The sequence below is a fragment of the Maribacter sp. Asnod2-G09 genome (genome assembly GCF_045063795.1).
In the GTDB taxonomy this organism is placed as follows: Bacteria; Bacteroidota; Bacteroidia; order Flavobacteriales; family Flavobacteriaceae; genus Maribacter.
This window is the reverse complement of sequence record NZ_JBEFOA010000005.1, coordinates 779,403-802,339: the sequence shown is the minus strand read 5'-3', so window position 1 is coordinate 802,339 and position 22,937 is coordinate 779,403. Positions and strand designations below refer to the sequence as shown.

General features: G+C 34.6%; 13 protein-coding genes and 1 pseudogene. 5 read left to right on the top strand and 9 right to left on the bottom strand.

Translation table 11 applies throughout. The annotated features are described in order from the left end of the window. Window positions 1-18: 18 nt before the first annotated feature. From ACJJVT_RS15455 to ACJJVT_RS15425, 7 genes are all read right to left on the bottom strand, one after another. A complete protein-coding gene (locus ACJJVT_RS15455) occupies window positions 19-1,425 on the bottom strand; it encodes a DUF5723 family protein (protein ID WP_405399901.1) in 1,407 nt (468 codons plus the stop codon). Window positions 1,426-1,667: 242 nt separating this feature from the next. Then, window positions 1,668-3,092 (bottom strand): hypothetical protein, encoded by a 1,425-nt coding sequence (locus tag ACJJVT_RS15450; protein ID WP_405399899.1) that lies wholly within the window; start codon window positions 3,090-3,092, stop codon window positions 1,668-1,670. A 49-nt stretch (window positions 3,093-3,141) separates the two neighbouring features. Continuing rightward, window positions 3,142-4,548, bottom strand: a complete 1,407-nt coding sequence (locus tag ACJJVT_RS15445) for a hypothetical protein (RefSeq protein WP_405399898.1) — start codon at window positions 4,546-4,548, stop codon at window positions 3,142-3,144. Beyond that, window positions 4,545-5,891, bottom strand: a complete 1,347-nt coding sequence (locus tag ACJJVT_RS15440; RefSeq protein WP_405399896.1) for a DUF5723 family protein — start codon at window positions 5,889-5,891, stop codon at window positions 4,545-4,547. The genes ACJJVT_RS15445 and ACJJVT_RS15440 overlap by 4 nt, the downstream gene beginning before the upstream one ends. A gap of 281 nt (window positions 5,892-6,172) precedes the next feature. Then, window positions 6,173-6,796, bottom strand: coding sequence for a response regulator (locus ACJJVT_RS15435; RefSeq protein WP_405399894.1), 624 nt, complete (start codon window positions 6,794-6,796; stop codon window positions 6,173-6,175). Next, on the bottom strand, window positions 6,793-8,640 hold the full coding sequence (locus ACJJVT_RS15430; RefSeq protein WP_405399892.1) for an ATP-binding protein: 1,848 nt from the start codon (window positions 8,638-8,640) through the stop codon (window positions 6,793-6,795). The genes ACJJVT_RS15435 and ACJJVT_RS15430 overlap by 4 nt, the downstream gene beginning before the upstream one ends. Before the next feature lie 3 nt (window positions 8,641-8,643). Then, a complete protein-coding gene (locus ACJJVT_RS15425; protein WP_405399891.1) occupies window positions 8,644-9,384 on the bottom strand; it encodes a hypothetical protein in 741 nt (246 codons plus the stop codon). Window positions 9,385-9,788: 404 nt separating this feature from the next. Between ACJJVT_RS15425 and ACJJVT_RS15420 the strand changes: the two are divergent. Next, window positions 9,789-10,613 (top strand): annotated as a pseudogene (locus ACJJVT_RS15420) (MATE family efflux transporter); the annotation flags it as partial. A gap of 71 nt (window positions 10,614-10,684) precedes the next feature. After that, window positions 10,685-10,825 carry a hypothetical protein gene (locus tag ACJJVT_RS15415; RefSeq protein WP_405399889.1) on the top strand — a complete coding sequence of 47 codons (141 nt, stop codon included), beginning with the start codon at window positions 10,685-10,687 and terminating at the stop codon, window positions 10,823-10,825. Here the strand turns inward: ACJJVT_RS15415 and ACJJVT_RS15410 are convergent. Beyond that, window positions 10,822-12,126: an alpha/beta hydrolase family protein gene (locus ACJJVT_RS15410; RefSeq protein WP_405399887.1), complete on the bottom strand. Its 1,305-nt coding sequence runs from the start codon at window positions 12,124-12,126 to the stop codon at window positions 10,822-10,824. The genes ACJJVT_RS15415 and ACJJVT_RS15410 overlap by 4 nt on opposite strands. A gap of 274 nt (window positions 12,127-12,400) precedes the next feature. Between ACJJVT_RS15410 and ACJJVT_RS15405 the strand changes: the two genes are divergently transcribed. The 3 genes from ACJJVT_RS15405 to ACJJVT_RS15395 all read left to right on the top strand — a co-directional run bounded on the left by ACJJVT_RS15405 (window position 12,401) and on the right by ACJJVT_RS15395 (window position 19,517). Continuing rightward, the gene (locus ACJJVT_RS15405; RefSeq protein WP_405399884.1) at window positions 12,401-15,544 is read left to right on the top strand and encodes a WD40/YVTN/BNR-like repeat-containing protein; all 3,144 of its coding nucleotides are present in this window, start codon (window positions 12,401-12,403) and stop codon (window positions 15,542-15,544) included. Window positions 15,545-15,713: 169 nt separating this feature from the next. Continuing rightward, on the top strand, window positions 15,714-18,839 hold the full coding sequence (locus ACJJVT_RS15400) for a glycosyl hydrolase (RefSeq protein ID WP_405399882.1): 3,126 nt from the start codon (window positions 15,714-15,716) through the stop codon (window positions 18,837-18,839). Window positions 18,840-18,965: 126 nt separating this feature from the next. Further along, complete coding sequence (locus ACJJVT_RS15395; protein ID WP_405399881.1) at window positions 18,966-19,517, top strand: CopD family protein; 552 nt, start codon at window positions 18,966-18,968, stop codon at window positions 19,515-19,517. Window positions 19,518-19,556: 39 nt separating this feature from the next. Here ACJJVT_RS15395 and ACJJVT_RS15390 read toward each other — a convergent pair whose 3' ends face one another. After that, window positions 19,557-22,808 (bottom strand): two-component regulator propeller domain-containing protein, encoded by a 3,252-nt coding sequence (locus ACJJVT_RS15390; protein ID WP_405399879.1) that lies wholly within the window; start codon window positions 22,806-22,808, stop codon window positions 19,557-19,559. Window positions 22,809-22,937: the final 129 nt, after the last annotated feature.

The following is a 22,937-nucleotide window of genomic DNA, read 5'->3' as shown; positions in this document are numbered from 1 at the left end:
ATAGTTTAACAGCTATTTTTATCTAAATACTTCTTGAAACAAGGGCAGGTTAAGCCCAAAATAAAGATGTTTCATATCACCATCCATTATTAAATTGCTCAGTGCTGCAGATCCTATGGTTATTGGTCCGAAACGAACTCCAATACCAGCAGATACATCACTTGAATTTTGTTCATAGGTAATAGGTAAATACACGCTAAATTTTTGTGTCTCGTATCTTGGGGTAAGTGTAATTAGGTCTAATCTACTATTGGTAAATAAGTCTTCTTGTTTGGTTAAGGATTTTATATAATTTAAATTTATATAGTAGTTCTTGTCGTTAAAAAGTATATAATCTACACCTATATTTAAAGCACGTGGCAATGCAAAAGTGACTTCACCTTGTTGCAAATCTGGAGTGATTCCGGAACCTTCTTTTAAGGCTTCTACTAAACCATTATCAATAATCTCATTTTTTTCAATGGAAGTTGGGGTATTAGTAAATAAACTATCTTTTTCTATACTTGATTTATATTTAATACTCCCTATATCGAGTATGGAGGCACTAATTTTAAGTTTATAGGTATTTACAGCTCCTGCATTATTTCGTACACTAACGCGATTTGTTTCTCTAGGGCGCCATTCGTATACAAGACCTAAATCACCTCCAAATCCACAACCATTATTTTCAAAATTTCCGAATGCATTTGTGTAGAATTTTTGTGGATCGGTCTGTAAATTATTCTCTCCTGTTGTATTTAAATATGTAAGGTCTACCGAAGTAAAATTTACTTCTCCAGAAGTACCTTGGGTATAATTACCAGCTAAAGTACCCCTTGCTTCAACTGCTTTATTTCCCATTAAATATTTTGCAGTACCCCCAATTTTAATAAAATGATAATTAGAGTTTAGTAAAACAAGTGCATAGTTTAATCCAATTTCTTTCCATTGCTGCGTAGTGTTATTAAAAGTAGAATTGAATTCACCATCTTCTGTATTTTCAAAATCATTGTTTAGATTGGCTAAGAATTGACCGTTGTAATTAGAATAATCAGAAAAACTTCTTGAGCGGAGTATTAAACCTACTGCATGGTTTTCGTTAATATTAAATAGAACAGAAGGGAGCATTACATCAGAATCTGAAACCATAAAATTGGAGTTCGATGAATTGTCATTATGCTCTTCAAAATTTAATCTATTAAATCCAGTTGGGTTACCTTCAATATTGAAATAATCAATAGTTCCAAAATCTGATATTCCTAGTTGATTGTATGAGATTGCATTGATGTGCCACCTGTATTTTGATTGTGCAGTATTTGCAGGGTTGGTAACTGATCCATAAATCCCGTTATAATTGTCAAAACTAAAGCCATGTCCATTCTGTGAAAATAGATATAGCGGTAGCCCAAATACAAGAAATGTAATCAGTAGCTGATTAATTTTCATACTAATATGATTGGTTTGGTGGTTATTTTAACTAATGGGGGAGACTTAAAAATATAAAAAAAATTAAAGATTAAACTAGGTATTTTGTCGATTATACCGAATAAATAGTGGTTTTAACGAATAAATCAAATATAGAAAGGCTGTAAACTAAAAAAAATACCCTGTAGTGGGTATTTTAATCGTGACGTGTTTAAAATCAGATTCTTACATATTAACTTTATTGCGCCAAACTAAGTAGGAATTTACTTGTTGGTTGATTCTGAATTTGAAGTTTTTATAAGTTCAATATCTGAAAGGGTACGTTCTTGATAAATAGTTTCGTCATCTTTGGGAATATCATTTTCAAGAAGGGTAATTTTTTTATTGATTATAGAAGGAATAATAATGTCCTCAATTTCTTGATAGGTAGAAATGACAATATTCGTTTTTCTGGTTTCCGAGTCCTTAATTTGTGCTCTTCTGAAAAATGAAATTTTTTCTATTTCTTCAATGGCATGCAGTAGCCCTGTGTAAGTGCTGTAATAGTATCGTTTAGTCAGTACAATACGTTTTCCTTTTTTAAGTAAATCTCCAATTTCTTGTGTTTCTTGAGGTAATTCTATAATAAAACACTCCTCATCTTCTATGGTCTTTCTTCTTCTGTAATCTGCAATTTCAGGATTGGAGATAAGTGAAAAATCATCGAAATAATAATAAATACTTGGTCTAATAGACCTTTTAAAATCATAGGGATCATTATCTAGACTGGTTCCAATACGTGGGGCTCCTGTGCTCCATTTCTCTTCATCTAAAAACTTATGGGATAAGGAATCATTGTTTATGATCAAATATTCTTCATTTTGATCTTGATAAACAATTCTAGTTCTATTAGAACTCAACTCATAGGAATAATTGTAGTCTAAAGGTTTTTGACCTTTTCTATCACCGATTTTTTCAGAAATATTCTCTTTGAAATTAATCTGTTTTACTTGTCCCATATTCTTTAATCCGCCCATTTCTTTAAAATAACGGTTAAAGATCAGTTCAGGATTAACATCTCTTTCTGGGGTATTTTCATTTAATATTATATTTTTGGTAGGGTTGTTAACATTCATCCACCCAGTTTTAACCGCTTCTAATCGCTTATTTCTAGCAGGGTGCGTTCTGCTGTCTTCTTTTAAGGTGTAGTTGGCGAACATACTTTGGGCTTCTTCTAAAGTACTGCCCATCATAGCCATAGTTTTACCTGCAAAACGGTCTGCATCTATTTCCCACCTAGGATTACTTCCTTTTTTATTGAGTGTATGAAATAATAAAAAGTGGCCAACTTCATGTGCCAAAACTCCAATAGATGCCCAGTCAGTATCAGAATTATCTGCCATACTTTTTAGCCAAGTAGGGTCATAAAGAATATAAGGTGCTAAATTCTCATTTTCATCTTTTTGCATGGTTGCGAACGCATTTTGTATTTTAGAACATTTTCTAATTTTAAAAATACGTTTTAATTGCATTTGAGCCATCATTTGGTCAACTACCATTTCTGCTTCAAGGTCAGCAGCTTGACTTTGATGACCGTTACATAAGTCATCAATGTCTTCGGTTACTATTTCTTGAAAACCTTGTGAGTAGCAAATATTTAACGTCAAAAACGCAATAAAAATAAATTTAAATGTGAAAAGAGGTTTCATCTATAACATAATTAGCACTTTAGCAAATTACTAAAAATTGTCTAAACACTTAATTTCTAGAATAATATTCTATATAGCTTTCTTCAATATTTCCATCACCATCATTATCTTCTTCATCAAAAACTATTATTAGTTCTGTATTGGTAACAGTGAAGCGTTCAGTATTTATTATTTCTCCGTTTGGGTATGTGTCTTGTTCTACAACAGCCCCGTTTTCTAAATACTCATAAGACCGTGCTACAAAAACAAGTTCATTGGTTTGTGCATCATAACTCCAATCACCTTTTTCTATTTCTACAATGGTATCTGCTGGTCCGTTTGGTCCTTGTTGTTTATCTAACTCGGTTACTGAGCCAAGAAAAGTACCGTCTAACTTAAACTCCACACTCCATTCTGTGATAGTGTAACAAGAGTTTTCATTTGGTGCATCATCACAATACTCCACATCAATTTCTACCACTTCCAGATTATCTACAGACAGTTCTTCGTACTTAACAAAATTCCAAATACCTATAAGTTCATCGTTTCCTCCAAGATTATCATCTATAATATCCAAAAGTAGTTGCTCTGCTTCTGCTATAACATCTTCGCCGATTTGCAATTTTAAAGATTCTGCCTCGCTTATTAAATTTTGAATATCCATAATGCCAGAGTTAATACAATCGCTAACATCACCATCTGCTGCACAAGATACTAGCTCTGCAATTTCTGAAAGAATAAGTGCTTGATTTGGTAGTTGGTCACAATATGCATTTTCAAAAGCAGAAATACTGCAACATGGGAACATATCTCTATATATATCATTACATTCTTTAGCGGTTAAATTTAAAGCCTGAAACTTAATATTATTGTCCTCCTTTATTTTACACCAGCCATCTAAAGCCCAGCTTTTTCCGTTTGCCATTGAAAGTAACGGTGCTTGTAATGATTCGCACTCCATACTTTTATTTTTAATGATCATTTTGTTCGTAAATGAAGTATCAGAAACGTCGATATTTTCAATATAAACTGTTTCATTACCTTGTTGAATAACTGCGATATCTAGAGTAGTGTTATCCTCTTTAAAATTGTAAATCACCACTACATTTTCAGAAGTATACATTTTGGTTGGTAGCCCTGTTGTAATATCCAGGTCAATAACAGTTTTCGCATCACCATCAGTTAAGATTACTTGTTCAAATGCACCATCTAAGTTTTGGTCTATTGCTGTTGATATAGCACCATTTTGATTATATAAGATAAAAGGAATTTTTGGATCTTTAGTCTCCATAATAGCTGTGCCATTATATAAAAGTTCTGCTCCACTTGGTATTTCTGGAGTAGAAGATTCCGTTGGCGTTTCAACCGGCTCCTCGGAGTCTTCTTTTGTCGAAGGTTCAAGGACATTACCATCATCTAATGAAGAGCAACCTAGGGCAATACTTAGTAGAAAGACGTAAAGAATTAATTTATTCATAATTGAGAGTTTTTAATTTTTCTTTTGTGATATATTGGTATTTTAAAACCTGCATAAATGTTGGCAACATTAGATTTTTTTGAAAGGTTTGAAAACAAGGTGCCAGAACCTAAAACTAATGGTCCTAAACGTATACCTGCACCAATTGCGGTTTTTCCTAAGCTACTTGATGATATAGGTAAATAGGCAGCAAATATTCTAGATTCATATCTCGGTGTCAAGGTTATCAGGTTTAATCTATTATTATTAAAAAAAGAATCTTTTGATACCAAAGATTGGTTTACATCAAGATTTAAGTAAAACTTTTTGTGAAGATTATAGTCAATATTTAACTGCAATGAGGTTGGTAATGAAATTTTTACACTTTCGTTTCTGGTAGTTTGAGTTCCATTATTTTCTAGTGTTTCAATAAAATCATCTTCAAGATCTTGTGCGTTTACATCTGCATTAACAGTATAGTCAGTTATTTCAGCATCTTTATAATTAATACTACCTAAATCTAGAATAGAAAGCCCAATTTTTAATTTATACTGGTTAAATGCTCTAGGGTTATTATTGTTTGATGCAGCTAAGGAATTATCTGTCCTATATTCATAAACAAAACCTATATCCGTTCCAAATCCAGGAGATAATTCACTAAAATAATCTTCAGAGTCTTGATCATCACTAAAGCTTATTGCCTGTGAAAAATCTCCGGAAAGTGTCACTTGGTTTGTGTTTAAATCATAATTACCATTTAAAGAATTTGAGCTTCCTTGAACGGCACCACCACCAATTAAATATTTAAGTGCTACCCCTGCCTTTAATAGGTTATTTGAATTTTTTAAAAGCACACGACCATAGGTAACACCTATTTCTCCCCAAGCATGGGTGGTGTAATCAAGATTTTCTTGCTGAAAATTAAAATTGTCTTCTGGAAAACCATCGTAAATTCCCTCAAATAGTTCTCCGTTTACATCATTGAAATTACTGGCAATGCGTACTCTGGTAATAAGCCCTATACTGCTCTGTTCATTTAGGGAAAACATAAATGAAGGTCCTAAAAGGTCTATATTCATTAAGATTTCATTGTTATTCGAAGGAAAACGCTCAATTTCATCCAATCCATTATCTCCTAAAATATTTGTAAGGTTATTTAAGGTTAGATGTGTATAATCTGTTGCTATTAGAGTACTAGATGAGAATATATTGATATCAATTTTAGTTCTTGAATCTGAAATTGCGCCAGGGTTATGAAGTACGCCATGTAGTCCGTTGTAATTATCAGTACTATAGCCTATGTAAGATTGAGAATAGGATAAGTTTGCTAAGAATATTAGTACGATTAGAACAGAATTTTTCATGATTAATTCAATTTTAAATTGGTTATAAAATGCAAGAAATCAAATCTATTGGTTAATCCTAAAGTAGAGAATACCCTTTGGAGGGTATATTTAATCATAGCATAAGCCCATGAATCATAAATTTATGTTTCATGGGCTTATGCAAAAAAGTAAACTGCTTAGTCGTTCTTTAAACTTATTCTAAGGCGCGAATAAATATTCTAGTGAATAATAAAAGTCTAAGATAGAAAATAAGAGCTTTATTGCGTAATGGGTTTGGTTGAACCCGATAGCTCTTTGTTTTAAAAGTCGTACTTCTTCTCCAGGGCATAGCGCAACAATTCCCCTTTGCCCTTAACACCTAAAATGCGAATCATATTTTTGCGATGTGTGTCAACCGTATGAATACCGATGAATAACTCTTCACCAATTTCACGCGAAGTTTTGCCTTGACCGATTAGTGCCAGAATTTCTTTTTGGCGTTTGGTTAACACTCCTTTTTTAGATTTTTTACTTTCTTTACCCAAGCGGCTTGCATTAATATTACTATCAAAATAAGTTTTTCCTTCGGCAACAGTCAAAATTGCTTTTAAAACCTCATTAAGTGATGTATTTTTTAAAATATAACCAGAAGCACCCGCATCTAACATTTGCATTACGGCTTCATCTTGGTCAAACATGCTAAAAGCTAATACGTTAATATGCGGATACTCCTTCTTTATAAGTCTAGTCGCTTGAATACCATCCATTTTTGGCATGCGTATATCAGTTACAATAACGTTTGGTTCTTTTTTTTGTACAATTTTTAATAGTTCCTCACCATCATTTGCTGTACCAACAATTTCTATTTCCTCTTCATATTTTAAAAGGAGTTCCAGCCCATCTATTAAGGACTGATGATCTTCTGCTATGGCTAATCGTATCATATGGGTATGTCTATAATGATTGTAGAACCCTTACCTGGTTCAGATTCTATATGTAAAGTACCGTCTAAATGGGTTATTCTTTTATCAATGCTTTTAAGCCCCATGCCGTTTGATGCGGCTATTACTATATTAGATTCAAAACCAATACCATTATCTTCAATTAATATGTTTAGTGAGTCACCATGATTGGTTAAATGGATGTTTACTTTTGTTGCTTTAGCATGTTTAATAGTATTCGTGATGAGTTCTTGTATAATTCTAAAAAGGGTCAATTCTAAACTATTCTCTAATCGGTTATCAAGACCAAAATCTTTAACTTGTATTGAAATAGTATTCGCGGCAGATACTTTTGCAGCCATTTGTTTTACCGCCTTTAAAAGGCCTTGTTTAGCAATAACTCCTGAGTTTTTAGCATGTGCAATCGTTCTTATTTTATGGTAGGCCTCATCAATTAGATTATTGGTCTTTTCATACATGTCATCTTTGTCATCTTTTACCTTAGAATGTAATGAGTTAAAATGTAATTTAACAGTTGCCATCAGCCCACCCAAATCATCATGTAAATCATTGGCGATACGTTGCCGTTCTTTTTCTTGGCCTTCGATCATGGCGTCGATAGTAGTAAGTTCTTGTTCTTTTAATAATGTTGAAACTTTTTGCTCTTGTAGCGTTTTTTGCTGTTCTGCTAACAACTGCTTGCGCTTTGTATTGCTATATACTAAAAAGGCGATAGCCGACCCCAAAATTAATAGTACCGCTAGAGAAGTTGCCCAATTACGATTTTTTCGACTTTGGGTATCAAGTTCTAGTTTGTCTAGTTTTAGTTTATCGGTTTGGTTTTGAACGGTTAATATGGAAGACTCTAGGGTATTGTTTTTATAGCCTAATTGGTATTCTATATCTATAGATTTTCTTAAATAATGATAGGCAGAGTCATTGACACCTTCTTTTTTGAAAATTAAAGAATTTAAACGACTGATATAAAACGAATCTCTTAGCTTTCTAGCAAGTTTTTGCGAGACTTTTAAATATCTTTTGGCTTTTTCCAAGTCGTTCTTCTGATAATTAATGGCCGCTAACTGCCAAGCATTTACAACCCTCAAATATTGTAGGTCAGAATTCTGAGCAGCTAAACTGTCTGCCTTTAAGAAAAAATCTTCTGCTTTCTCGTTATCTTCCTCAATCTTATAATACATTCCTTTTTCATAATAATATCTAGAAAATAAATTATGAGATTTAGGAAATTTCGTAAATATTGAATCTAGTTTTTCTATGTAGTTATAGTACTGGGCATCTATATCATTTATGTCGTCATCTGCTTTTGTGAAAAATACCAGATTGTACAATATTATTAGGGCTTCATCAGTCTTATCAGATTTTAGTTCTATAAATCGTTCTAAGTAGGATTCATATTGTTTGCTTCCGATAAAAATTTCAGAACCAAATAAATCTAATAAAGCAATTAAGGATGCTTTTATTAAATTGGCATTGCCAATAGTTTCACTCAATTTAAGGGCATCAGAAAAATTGTTATATGCCTTTAAACTATTTCGTTTGGATGCATATGCGTTTTGATACCCTAGAATCAATAGTTTTACAAATCGAAGCTCATTGGCATCATTGGCATCAAGTGAAACAAAAGTTGTACTTGTTCTATCAGATAAAACATCGGCCAAGTTTATGAGGCCGATTTTTAATTCTTCATCCTCAAATTTAGAAGCTACTTTCTTTGCTTCTTCAAAATCTTGATATTTTGTTAAGTAAAAGAACGTTTCTAATTCTATGGTGTTTGACCAAACATTAAAAACAACAAAAAAAAGAAAGAGGCTAATTACTTTACTCATTTATTAGAACATGACTTTATTAAAACTATGAAAGCATCTTTTTCCTGGTAATGTAGAAGCGATTTCATTCATATATGTTTGTGGGTTTTCTTTTTCTTGATCATAATCTTCTTTTCGTACTACATGTCGCCCATCCTTATAGAAAAATTCAAAATCAAAAGCCTTCCTATTATCAGGTTCACAACTTACACGACCGTCTGAATCAAAAATCACATTACCTGCATTGTCTTTTTTAGGAAACATAGGGTTTAGGTATCTTTCTGAATGTAAATAACTGCCATTTTCAAAATGAATGTTTTTCAAAGTGGTTTCATTTAATGTATATGTATTGGTATCACTTAGGGCACGTGTATATATTTTAAAAGTAAGTCCGTTTTTCGTTCTACTTTCAGCTACAACAATTGAATCAATGCCAATGAAATAGGTGGGTTTATAATTGACAATTTCAAATTCTACATTTTTAAGGGTTTTGTAATTTGATCCCAAAGAGGACGCTCCTATTTTAATAGAAGCATAGATGCCGTAATTTGTTTGATAGTTTTGACCTGCCATTAATAATTGCTTGCGATTGTCATTTAAATCTATTGTGGAGCTATATTCTTCTAATCCGTCTACTCTTTTTACAATCATTTTGACGTCATCATCTACAACGCCCATTTTTCTGTCTTGAGCATTTATGAAGAGTGTTGAAAATGAAAGGCAAAGGGCAATAACAGTAGGGGTAATGTTTTTTAAAATATTCATTATTTTGTGTGTTTTGGTCCTAATCTCAAATTTCGCGTAAATTATTGCATTAAAAAATACCCTTTAACGGGTAATCTAAAAGTAGGGATAATTAAGGAAAAACTTTAAAAGTCAAAATTTTACTCAATAGAAGGTCTTACAATTTTCATGTTCTTAAGCCCCAAATATTTTAGAAGTTCTTGCTATTTTAGAAAATAGACGAGTGATGTATTCTACATTAAACCAACATTAAAAACCCCAATCTTAAGCCAAAACTGATAGCGGTTTTGCCAAGCTAATTATACGAAATTGGTCAATATTCACCATGGGCTCTGCTTTTAATTCATGAGGTATCTGTAATAAGATTGAGATTCTTATTAATATAAATCGATTCTCTTTTATCAATTTATAATTCAAATCACAATTTGTTTAATAATGTTCTAGATTTTGGAATGGCAGGTGCTGCCTGGGCAACTACAATCAGTTATTTTCTTTGTTTTAGCTATATCTTATATTTTTTTCTGTCTAAAAATTCCGAATTAAAACTGAATGCCCAGTATTTCAGTATCGACTTTTCGATTATAAAAGAAATTAGCTCGCTAGGGGTAGTGACACTATCTCGTCAGGCGGTAGTAAGTATCATTTATCTGTTGATGAACAATATTCTTTTTGATTTAGGAGGTGAGGCAATGGTAGCTGTTTACGCTATAATAGGTAGAATGTTGATGTTCGCTCTTTTTCCTGTATTCGGAGTCACACAAGGCTTTTTGCCTATAGCAGGTTTTAATTACGGTGCCCAAAAATATGATAGGGTAAAAGAGTCTATATATACCGCAATAAAATATGCCGCAATTTTGGCGACGATCGTTTTCGCGGGACTCATGATTTTTCCTGCAGAAATAGCGGGACTCTTTTTAAGTAACAAACCAGATATGACTGCGCTAGAGCTTGCTACGAATGCCTTTGTTATGGAAAACACTCCGTCAGCCATGCGCTGGGTATTTGCTGCTACACCGATTATTGCACTTCAGCTTATTGGTGCTGCTTACTTTCAGGCAATAGGTAAGGCTGTACCAGCTTTGCTATTAACATTATGTCGACAAGGCTTTTTCTTTATTCCTTTAATTTTAATACTTCCAAACTTTCTAGGTGAACTTGGCGTGTGGATTTCCTTCCCCATTGCAGATGTACTTGCGACCATTGTTACTGGGTATTACTTGAGAAAAGAGATCAATAAAAATTTGGTTTAATCTTTCTAAAAAAACCAAACCTCAAAAAACATTTTCCGTAAGTAGCTTTAGAAACACTAAAGAATACTGTTATGAATTTTATCTTATCACAATTAATTGCCGTTGCCATATTTCTATTAGCATGGAAACTTAAAGAATTGATAAACAATCAAAATACCTATGTAAGGCTACTTAAGGAAAATGCTGTTAAAGTATCTAAGGTTAAATATTAGTTGGCTGGTTGTGCATGTAACAATTCCATTCCGGTAGATGACCTTGGTTTAAAACCTGTCCAGTCTTTTTCATTTGAATTTTCTTGTACATCTAAAAATTGAGCGTTGTCTTGGTTTTTAAGATGTTTGCCTATAAATGCAGTTACAAAGTGCTGATTTATGTTGTTTATTTTACGTTGATCCCATGATGGCTCTGCATATCTATAGTATTCATCTATATGTAAACCTGGTGCCAATGCTTCTGCAGGTGGTGGGTTAGGGGCTACATTATGTCTTGCGTTTTGGTAAGTCAGTATATATCTATCTGCATTTACTGCACCGTCGTAAATTGCTTTAATACCTTTTTCATATCCTGAAATATCATCTTGGCTTCCGGCGATAAAGAAAGTGGGAGTTTTTAATCCTTTTAATCCTTCAGTATCCCAAACACCACGTTCCATTCCCCATGGGGCAAAAGCTACGATGGCCTTAATTCTAGCATCAGCCATTTTTTCGTATGCTGCGTTACCTGCTGTGTTTACTGAGATTGCAGTGCTACCACCTGTCATTCCTGTAAAGAACTGCCCTAAGCCTGCGCTATATCCGGCTCCGCCAACATTTAATACTCCGTAGCCTCCCATAGAATATCCTATAATAGCGGTATTGTTAGCATCTACTAATCCTTCGATTTTATTCTTAGAACCTTTGGTACCTAATTTTTCCATTTCATTGATAACAAAACGAATATCTTTTGGTCTGTTCAAAAGTGTGCTTTGAAACGCGTTGGCATCTTTAAAAGTAGAATCTGTATGGTCGATTGCCGCGACGATGTATCCCTTAGAGGCTAAATTTTCTGTTAAGTAGGTCATTAAATATCTAGAACCTACATAACCGTGAGACACAACTACTAAAGGAAATTTCTTGCCTTTCAATGCTTCTGCATCTCTATAAGCTCTTCCTTTAAAAGTAAAAGGTGTTAATGGCCTAAGTGAATCTCCTCTGGTGCCCATTACTTCGTCATAAACTACCGTTTTTGCATCAGCACTTACACTTGCAGGATACCAAACCTCAATAGTAATTGGTCTGTCGTAGGTTGGGTCTTTGCCTTCTTTTGAGTTTAAAATATCAACTTGATTTGGGTTCACTAAGTTTACGGTTTGTACGCCGACTTTATATTCGCCTCTAGCACTTAATTTAGGTGCATCGGGCATTTGGTCTCCGTATAAAAAATCTTGGGTTTGGGCATTTACAGTATTAATTGTCAATCCGTTAAAAAGAAAGGCTATTAACGATGCCGAAAATAAAAGCGTTCTAAATTTCATAATTGTTAGTTTGTTGGCTTAAATATATGAATACTTTAAATAATTAGCACTTTCTGTTTAATATGTTGAATAAGTATTTTCTCTTAGGATACTGCTCTTGCTTGTTCTTTAATGCATAGAATTATAGACCACTACTGAGAATTAAATATTGAAATGTATAACTGATTCTCAATTTGATAATTATGCTTGTTTAGAAATGCTAATAAAATCTTAAAATCAACATTTACACAACAAAATGTTTAATTTTAGTGAAGACTAACATCAAACTATCAAAATGAAAAAGCACCTTACCAATGCTGGCATACTCTTGCTAGCATGTTTGCTATTGCCGTTATCGGCACTATCTCAAAGAAGAAACAAATCTCAAAGTACAACACCTACTTACCCAGAAGAATTATATTCTAGTTTAGAGTATCGGTCTATAGGTCCATATCGTGGTGGGCGTTCTGCTGCAGTAACAGGTGTACCCGGCGAGCCAAATTTATTTTACTTCGGCGCAGCTGGTGGCGGAGTATGGAAAACCTTAGATGGCGGACGCACTTGGGATAATATATCTGATGGATATTTCGGAGGAAGTATTGGTGCCGTTGAGGTAGCGAAAAGCGATCCAAATGTAATATACGTTGGTGGTGGTGAAAAGACTTTAAGAGGTAACGTGTCTTCTGGTTACGGAGTTTGGAAAACCGAAGATGGTGGTAAAACATGGATTTCTGCTGGATTAAAGAACAGTAGGCATGTACCACGACTTCGCGTACACCCTACAGATTATAATACGGTTTACGCTGCCGTACTTGGTGATATTTATAAGCCTACTAAAGACCGTGGTATTTATAAAAGTACAGACGGTGGTAAGAATTGGAAGCAGGTTTTGTTTGTAAATGAACAAGCAGGTGCGGTAGATTTAACTTTTGACCCTAACAATCCAAGAATTTTATATGCTTCTACATGGCATGCACAACGTACGCCTTACAGCTTAATTAGTGGTGGCGACGGTTCTGCACTTTGGAAGAGTATGGACAGCGGTGAAACTTGGACAGAGATTTCGAAAAACGAGGGATTCCCTAAAGATACTTTAGGTATTATCGGTGTTGCCGTTTCGCCTAAAAACTCTGAAAAGGTTTGGGCAATAGTAGAGAATAAAGAAAAAGGTGGTTTATATCGATCTGAAGATGGTGGTAAAACTTGGTCAATTGTAAATAGCGAACGTAAAATTCGTCAACGTGCTTGGTATTACACTAGAGTATATGCCGATACACAAGATGAAGATATAGTTTATGTGCTGAATGTAAACTACCATAAGTCTACAGATGGTGGTAAGTCATTCAATACCTTCAACGCGCCACATGGTGATCATCACGATTTATGGATTTCTCCAGAAGATTCGCAACGTATGATTATTGGCGATGATGGTGGTGCACAAATTTCTTATGATGGTGGCGAAACTTGGAGCACCTACTACAATCAACCTACGGCTCAATTTTATAGAGTAACTACAGATAACTCTTTCCCGTACAGAATTTACGTGGCACAGCAAGATAATTCTACGTTACGTATTGATCACAGAAGTGATGAAAATAGTATTGGTGATGGTAATTGGGAAGAAACTGCCGGTGGTGAATCTGCTTGGATAGCTGTTGACCCTAAAGACAACGATATTGTTTATGGTGGTAGTTATGACGGATTTTTAACTCGTGTTAATCATAAAAAGAAAACAGTAAGAGGTATAAACGTTTGGCCAGACAACCCAATGGGTGCTGGTGCAGAAGCAATGAAATATCGTTTTCAATGGAATTTCCCTATTCTGTTCAGTAGACATAATCCGAAGAAATTATATACTTTTTCTAACTACGTGCATGTTACCGAAAATGAAGGACAAAGCTGGAAAGTGTTAAGCGGAGATTTAACTAGAAACGATCCAACAAAATTAGGTTCTAGTGGCGGACCAATAACGCAAGATAATACGAGTGTTGAATACTACTGTACCATTTTTACGGCAAATGAGAGTCCGTTGAAAGAAGGAATTCTTTGGGTAGGTAGTGATGACGGATTAATTCATGTTTCTAAAGATTCTGGTGCTACTTGGGATAATGTTACACCTTCGAATATGCCAGAATGGAATATGATAAACAGCATTGAACCATCTAATTTTGATGAGGGTACATGCTATGTAGCCGCTACTAGATATAAGTTAGGTGATTTTCAACCATACTTATATAAAACCACTGATTACGGTAAAACGTGGACAAAAATAACGAACGGTATTCCTGCTGAACATTTTACAAGGGTAGTTCGTGAAGATCCTAAAAAGAAAGGTTTATTATACGCAGGTACAGAAACAGGCATGTATGTTTCTTTTAATGATGGTGCGAGTTGGTCTCCTTTTCAAATGAATTTACCAATTGTACCTATTACCGATTTAACGATAAAAGATGATAATTTAATAGTAGCTACACAAGGCCGTAGTCTGTGGATTATTGATGACTTAACAGTACTTCATCAATTAGATGACAGTAAAAAGAACGCTAATACTGTTTTGTTCAAACCAAAAGATTCTTACCGTACAAAAGGTAGGGCTTCTAAAAAACCTTCTAAAACTGCAGGACAGAATTTAGAAAATGGTGTAATTACTCATTTTCTAATGAAAAACTATTCTGAGAAAGACACTGTTCAGTTGACCTATACGAGTATGGCTGGTGATACATTGGCGAATTATAGTACTGCTGCGAAGAAAAAAGACAAAAAACTAGAGGTAAAGAAAGGTGGTAACACTTTTGTTTGGGATACTCGTGGTAAAGGAGCTGAAAAACTAGAAGGAATGATTTTCTGGTGGGCTAGTTTTGACGGTGCTAAAGCGGTACCTGGTGATTATAAAGTCCATTTGAATGTAAATGGTACTAATAGCAGCGAAACGTTTACCATTTTGCCAGACCCAAGAGCAGAAAGTTCGGTGGCTGAAATGAAAGAGCAGTTTGATTTTATTACTGATATCAATACAACCATTGAAAATGCGCATCAATCTATTAAGAAGATTAGAAATGTTACGAAGCAACTGAATTCGTTTACTGAGCAGTATAAAGATGATTACAGAACTAAAGATTTGGTAGAAAAGGCAAAAGCCATGAAAGACAAACTTGGCGAAGTAGAAAAAGCATTGTACCAAACTCAGAACAGAAGTGGTCAAGATCCTCTGAACTTCCCTATTAAATTGACGAATAAATTGGGTCATTTAAATAGTTTGGTTTCTATTGGTGATTTCCCGCCTACGGAGCAAGATATTGCCGTGAAGAACGAATTGACGGTTAAAATTAATAAAGAACTTGAAATTTTTAATAACGTAATATCATCAGAGCTTCAAGAGTTTAATAAAGGTTTTAACGAGCTTAAATTGAATTACTTGTTCATTGATGAAAGTAAGTAGCGTACGAAATTGTCATTTCGAGTGAATTTTTGAAGTATGAAAAGATTAGTATCGAGAAACTTTTTGTATTCCAAATAGTTCTCGATACAATTTTTCTTTACGTTTTACTCCAAGAAAAACCACTCGAACTGACATTATAAAGACCAAAACAACATCCAAACAAACTATAATGAAAAAACAACTACTCTTTTTTATGGCGGTACTTGCAACCACCATAACATTTGCCCAAAAGGCCAACGATTATTTTAAACCTTTAAAATTTAGAAATATTGGTCCGTTTAGAGGTGGGCGTTCGGTAACTGCTACGGGAGTTATTGGTGATCCCATGACCTATTATATGGGCACAACTGGTGGCGGAGTGTGGAAAACAGAATCTGCAGGGCAACGTTGGGAGAATATTTCTGATGGCTTTTTTGAATTAGGATCGGTAGGTGCAGTTTCTGTGTCGGCATCCAATCCGAATATTGTATATGTGGGTATGGGAGAACATGCGCCACGTGGTGTAATGACATCTTACGGAGACGGAGTATATAAATCTACAGATGCTGGCAAGACATGGAAGAAAATGGGACTTGAAAAGACCCAACATATTTCTCGTATTATCATCCATCCTACAAATCCTGATATTGTTTATGTTGCGGCGCAAGGAGCTCTTTTTGAAGGGAATGCTGAACGTGGAATCTATAAAACCGTAGATGGTGGTAAGACTTGGAAAAATACTTTGTTTGTAAATAATTTAACGGGTGCTTCTGAACTTTCTATGGATGCTAGCTATCCAGAAATTATGTATGCTGCCATGTGGGAACACCAACGTAAACCGAATATGGTAGTTAGTGGTGGTGTCGGTAGCGGATTATATAAATCTACAGATGCAGGTGAGACTTGGCAGAAAATACACAAAGGTCTACCAGAAGAAAAAGGAAAAATGGCGATAGCTGTGAGTCCGTCAAATTCCAACAAAGTCTATGCTTTGATAGAAAGTGATTCCGATGCCGATAAAGGTGGCTTATTCGTTTCTAACGATGCAGGCGGATCTTGGACAATGGTTAGTGGTGATAACCGATTAGTGCAACGTGCTTGGTATTATATTGAGGTTTTTGTAGATCCTAATGATGAAGATACTGTTTATGTTTTAAGTGCACCAGCACTACGTTCTGAAGATGGTGGAAAAACATGGGAGACTGTTGAGGTTGCCCATGGCGATACACACGATTTATGGATCAACCCTAACAATTCTAAAAATATGGTTTTAGCAGACGATGGTGGTGCATCTGTATCTTTTGATTATGCTAAAACATGGTCTACACAAAGTAATATGCCCACTGCACAGTTTTATAGAATTAGTGTAGATAACTTATTTCCATATAATATTTATGGTGGTCAGCAAGATAATAGGTCTGTTAAAATCGCTAGCCTATCTGCAGGCAGTCGAAGCATTGCTACCAGAGATTGGACCGATTCTGCAGGTGGTGAAAGTGCTTTTTTAGCCTTTGATCCCGATAACCCTAGATATGTAATGGGTGGTCAATATTTGGGTACGGTTGAGGTAATGGATATGGAGTCGAAAGCAGCAACGCAGATTATGCAGGCGCCAATTCAATATTTAGGTCGCGAGGCTAGAGATATGAAGTATTTGTTTAATTGGAACGCTCCAATAATTGCTTCTACACATGAGTTGGGTACCTTTTATCACGGAGCACAATATGTATTTAGAACACGAGATATGGGTCTTACTTGGGATAAAATATCTGATGATCTTACCCGAGATATCGATGCAAAACAAGGCAATGGAGGCGGACCATATACTAACGAAGCAGTAGGTGCTGAAAACTACGGTACACTGGCTTATATTTTAGAATCTCCACATGAAAAAGGATATATCTGGACAGGTAGTGATGACGGATTAGTACACTTGACCAAAAACGGAGGAGAAACTTGGGAAAATGTAACGCCTAAAGGATTAAAAGAATGTTTGATCAATGCCATAGAGGTTTCTCCGCATGACCCTGCAACCGCATATATAGCTACAACACGATATAAATTCAATGATTATACGCCTGGCTTCTACAAAACAACCGATTATGGAAAAACGTGGACAGCAATCAACTCTGGAATTCCTTATGGTGCTTTTACTCGTGTAGTGCGTGAAGACGAGTTTAAGAAAGACTTATTATATGCAGGAACGGAGAAAGGAATTTACGCTTCTTGGAACGGCGGTAAATCTTGGGAGCCTTTTCAATTGAATTTACCTAAAACTCCTATTACAGATTTAAAAATGCATAAAGGCGATATGGTAGTAGCTACTTCTGGTCGTTCTTTCTGGATTCTTGATGATGTGGTTGCTCTTGGGCAGTATCAACCTTCTAAAACGGGACTCCAAGTTCTAAAGCCAAAAGATGCTTATAATGGTTCGTGGGGGAGTCCATTGAGTGGTAATTCTGATAAATTTACGGGTAGCGATACTTTTGAAGGGATAAACCCTGCTAACGGAGTGGTGTTATATTATGAGCTTCCTAAATTAAAAGATAGCACTGCTATTACTTTAGAGATTTCAGATGCTAAGGGGAAGGTGATCAGAACAATTAGTTCAGAAAAGGATCCAACCTACAAGCCACATAATGGTGGTGGTGCACCACCAGCACCAGTGTTGAGTAAGAAGACAGGATTGAACCGCTTTGTATGGGATATGAAAAACGCCATAATGCCAGGTATACCAGGTGTGTATATTGAAGCAGGTTTCAGCGGACATAAAGTTTCCCCTGGTACATATACTTTTAAATTAAAGGTTGATGGGCAAACAGTTTCTACTACAGGTACAATTAATGAAGTGCCTACCTATGAAACAAAACCTGGTCAGTACGAAGAATATGATGCTTTTATGACGACTGCAGAAGCAGAGTTGACTGAAATGCACAATATGATCAATCAATTATATGCCGCTCAAAACGATTTAACCGAGGTCTTAAAAAAGGTAACAGATCCTACCGCGAAAGCTGCTGGTGAAAAACTATTGGCAGATATGAAAGCATGGGATGGTGATATGGTACAGCGTAAATCGCAAGCATATGATGATGTAGAGAATTTTCCTAACAAGTTTTCTGCCGAGTACATATTTATGATTAATCAGACGAATAGTGGTATTCCAAGATTGAATAAGGCGAGTAAAGATCGTAAGGCTGAATTAGACGCGCAATGGACCGGTTTAAAAGCCAAAGGAAAGCAATTTATCAACACTGCTATACCTGCTTATAATAAAACGTTATGGGATGCTGGAGTTGGTGCGATAAGATTATAAGATAAGTTCTATCCGCTTTTGCTAACTTTGGGCTTAGTTTAAGATTGGAATTTAGAAAAGAGAGTTGAGAAAAGAAAACTGAGAGATTAGTTTTGAGCTTGAACTTGAGTTTGTTTTTATAAGCCTATGACAGAATATTACAACTATATAAAATCCCTGCATCTCATCTTCGTAATAACGTGGTTTGCAGGGCTTTTTTATATTCCGAGATTGTTCATTTATCATATAGAAGCCAACTTAAAACCATCACCTGAAAAAGAAATTCTTTCTAAGCAATTGAAGTTGATGACCAAAAGGCTGTGGTATATTATCACTTGGCCATCGGCTGTATTGGCAGTATTTTTTGCTATTTGGTTGCTTGTTATTTACCCTGGTTGGCTTACCCAACCGTGGATGCACATAAAACTAGGTTTCGTATTGTTGCTGATTTTGTATCACCTTAAAAATCATCAAATATTCAAGAAGTTTCAAAAAGATGATATTCAATACACTTCTAAATTCATGCGTATATGGAATGAAGGTGCTACGCTGATTCTATTCGCTATTGTGTTTTTAGTGATTTTGAAAGGCTCCTTTAATTGGATTTTTGGAGTGGTAGGTATTATAGTTTTAGGTATACTTTTAATGCTGGGTATAAAGCTATACAAGAGAATTCGAAATAAAAATCCGGAAGCATAACTACTTAAAAATTAAAGTATGATTCTAATTTTTTAGAATTTACGAGATAAGTGATTTTCTAGCATTTTGTGCTGCAATTTTAGCCTTTGGAAGAATTAGTTTAAAAGTAGCTCCTTTGCCTTCTCCTTCTGATTCTGCGATAATGGTACCGCCATGTGAAATCGCTATTTGTTTTACCATATAGAGCCCCAAACCTGTACCTTTTACATTATCATGAAAACGTTCGAAAGGTGTAAATAGCTTTTTAAGTGCTCCCTCATGCATACCTGACCCATTATCAATAACCATAAAGCTGTTGGTGTCACCATTATCTTCGTATGTAACTATTATTTTAGGATTTTTTTGGTCGCCCATATACTTAATCGCATTATCTAAGAAATTACCAAAAACTTGAATTATTCTATTGCGGTCGCCAAAAATATCGGGCATATTTTCAGTAATTGTAAGCTCTATATTTAGCTGTTTCAATTTGCCCTTAATTAAATTTCTTGATAAATTTAATAGTTCGTTGGTTTTTAGTAACTCATTTTTGTTGTCGATTTTACCTAGTCTGGCAATTTCTGTAATATCAGAAATTAATTCGTTCATATTGTTGCAAGAAACATCGATAAGACTCAAGTATTCGGCTAGACCTGGGTGATCTTCTAAAGACACTTCTAAAGGGATCAGACTTGCGAGACCTTTGATATTTCCTAACGGACTTTTTAAATCGTGAGAAACGGCATACGTAAATCGTTGAATTTCCTCGTTTTTAGATGCTAAGTTGTCTGCTGCTTCTACTAGTTTGTTTTTTTGAAATTGTAATTCTTTGGTACGTTCATCAACCTTTAACTCTAATCTTCGTTGATTTTTTCGAATATTTAGTAGTTTAACGTGTTGGGCGATATAAAATAACAATAAAACAAGCGCAATCATTAATGCTTTAAACCACCAAGTTTGCCAATAGGGCGGTGTCACGGTAATATAAAGGTCTATTTCGTTATCGACCCATACACCATCAGAATTTGTAGATTTTATCCTTAATTTATATTCTCCAGGATTTAAGTTTGTGTATGTTGCTGTAGGATTATTACCGACATAATTCCAATCTTTTTCAAACCCTTCAAGATAAAAAGCATAATTCACGCTTTCTGGATGTCTAAAAGTCAGGGCTTTAAAGTCTATATTAATTACAGATTGGTCATAGTTAAAGGTTAGGGAGTCTACTTGACTAATATCTTTTTCTAATATACCAAAATCATCATTCGGTAAAACAGGTTGATTGAACAGTTTCAATCCGGATACAAATAGGGTAAGCGTGTCTTTTCGCTTTTCAACATCACTTGCAGTGAAAACATTAAAGCCGTTAATGCCACCAAATATATATTCGCCTTTTTTAGTAGTTATAGATGAACTTGCAATAAATTCTTTTGACTGAAGACCATCGCCTACATCATAGTTAATTGTTTCTCCGGTATTGGTGTCATATCTAATAATACCTTCTTCGGTGCTCAACCATAAATGGCTGTTTTGATCATCTATAATACCTTTAATGGCGTCATTTTTTAAACCATCACTCTTAGCGATTACTGAAAATGAATCGGTAGCTGGGTTATATTTGTTAAGTCCGCCTTGGGTACCGACCCAAATGTTATCTTCATTATCTTGAATGATCACATTGATGAAATTATTACTTAAAGAATTTTTGGTATGATAATGAACAGATGACCATTCACCATTCTTTTCTGTCAATTTAAATAAACCAGTGTTCAATGTTCCTACCCATATATTGCCCTGGTTATCTTCAAAAATTTGGTATATGGAGTTTATTGTACTACCATCAACTTCTGAATTGAGTATTATATTTTGATGTTTTTTTGTTTTGGGGTCATACACTTGAACTCCTGAAAAGTAGTTTACTATCCAAATTCTTTCTTTTTTATCCTTTAAAAGGTCAATTATAATATTTGATTTTAAAAATGAATTCTCAGAAGTTAGTACACTGGTTTTTTTAGTTTTTGTATTGATAACGGCTATACCATTTGTCCATGTGCCTGCCCATAATTCGTCATCTTTGACCTGTAATAAGGAAAGAACTACATTACTGGCAAATGTTTTGTTACTTAATGAATAGTTTTCAAATGTGTCTGAAGAACGGTCCCAGTAATCAATTCCTCCGCCATCTGTGCCAATCCAAAGGTTGCCTTTGTCGTCTTCGCTAAAGCAATTCACTAATTTGTTGCTCAACGATGTAGAGTTGAATGGGTCAGAATTAATATGTTTAAATTTATAATATTCTTTATCATAAATATTTAGCCCACTTTTGTAAGGGGCTATCCACATGGTACCATCTCGTGTACATAGTAATGCCCATATAGAATTACCAGAAATGGAATTAGGTCTTGTAACACTGTACTCAATATGTCTTATAAAATCTAGATTTTCATTATAAATATGTAAACCGTTATTTTCGGTGCCTATCCACAATTCATTATCTAGGGTTTTTTCTAAAGAGCGTATACCAAAATAAGGGCTAACATCTTTTTCTTTGGTGATAATAATTGAATTTTCTTCTATGACTAAACTAAATAGCGATCCCCTGCCTGATCCTATTAAAAAAGAATTATCTGATGAATTTATACCGGTAACCATCTCTTCTGTTTGTAATACTTCACTAATAATCTCCATTTCAGAATTTAGTATTAGGGTATTATATGTGAATACCACTAGAATGCGATTAGCATCTAGAACATCAATTTTAACAACTTTATTAAGTCGAGGGTTGTCAACTTTAATATGTTCATTAGGTGGAGAAAAATGTTTTACTTTTCCGGTTTCTATCTCGTAACTATAAAGACCACTAGACTCTGATCCTAACCAGAGTATGCCGTCTTTCTTAGCTATAGTCTCAAATACTTCATTTTTGATAGCTTGACCTTCATTGATTAAAGGGTAAGGTGTTATAATATTTAAACTACGATGATAAAGACTTATTCCTTCATTTGTACCGATGATAATATTTTGACCATCTTCATATAAAGCCACAATATATTCATGGTTGAGTCCTGTTTTACCATCTAGACTTTTAGTGTAGATTTCAAAATCTTTTCCATCATATCTGTTGAGCCCATTTCTGGTGCCAATCCAAATAAAACCAAAACTATCTTCTAAAAGTACGGTTGCACTACTTTGAGACATACCGTCTTGAATATGCTGAAAAGTAAGCGATTCAGCGTATTGAGAATGTAATGTTATGGGGGTGCAAAGGGCAATGAATATGGTGAATAAAGTTAATAGTGACTTATATAGCATGCCTGAATTTTATAAAAAAGATAAATTACAACATAGTATTAACGCAAAAATAAGTAAGAAATTACTTTCATTTTTAACTTGTTTTAAATTTCGCCTTTATATATCAAAATGATTGCACTTGAAAATGAA

Bases quoted from the DNA above. Each gene is read 5' to 3' on its own strand.
- ACJJVT_RS15440 (WP_405399896.1), bottom strand. From the start codon at position 5,891: ATGAAAAATTCTGTTCTAATCGTACTAATATTCTTAGCAAACTTATCC.
- ACJJVT_RS15425 (WP_405399891.1), bottom strand. From the start codon at position 9,384: ATGAATATTTTAAAAAACATTACCCCTACTGTTATTGCCCTTTGCCTT.
- ACJJVT_RS15390 (WP_405399879.1), bottom strand. From the start codon at position 22,808: ATGCTATATAAGTCACTATTAACTTTATTCACCATATTCATTGCCCTT.
- ACJJVT_RS15410 (WP_405399887.1), bottom strand. From the start codon at position 12,126: ATGAAATTTAGAACGCTTTTATTTTCGGCATCGTTAATAGCCTTTCTT.
- ACJJVT_RS15435 (WP_405399894.1), bottom strand. From the start codon at position 6,796: ATGATACGATTAGCCATAGCAGAAGATCATCAGTCCTTAATAGATGGG.
- ACJJVT_RS15395 (WP_405399881.1), top strand. From the start codon at position 18,966: ATGACAGAATATTACAACTATATAAAATCCCTGCATCTCATCTTCGTA.
- ACJJVT_RS15430 (WP_405399892.1), bottom strand. From the start codon at position 8,640: ATGAGTAAAGTAATTAGCCTCTTTCTTTTTTTTGTTGTTTTTAATGTT.
- ACJJVT_RS15405 (WP_405399884.1), top strand. From the start codon at position 12,401: ATGAAAAAGCACCTTACCAATGCTGGCATACTCTTGCTAGCATGTTTG.
- ACJJVT_RS15450 (WP_405399899.1), bottom strand. From the start codon at position 3,092: ATGAAACCTCTTTTCACATTTAAATTTATTTTTATTGCGTTTTTGACG.
- ACJJVT_RS15445 (WP_405399898.1), bottom strand. From the start codon at position 4,548: ATGAATAAATTAATTCTTTACGTCTTTCTACTAAGTATTGCCCTAGGT.
- ACJJVT_RS15455 (WP_405399901.1), bottom strand. From the start codon at position 1,425: ATGAAAATTAATCAGCTACTGATTACATTTCTTGTATTTGGGCTACCG.
- ACJJVT_RS15415 (WP_405399889.1), top strand. From the start codon at position 10,685: ATGAATTTTATCTTATCACAATTAATTGCCGTTGCCATATTTCTATTA.
- ACJJVT_RS15400 (WP_405399882.1), top strand. From the start codon at position 15,714: ATGAAAAAACAACTACTCTTTTTTATGGCGGTACTTGCAACCACCATA.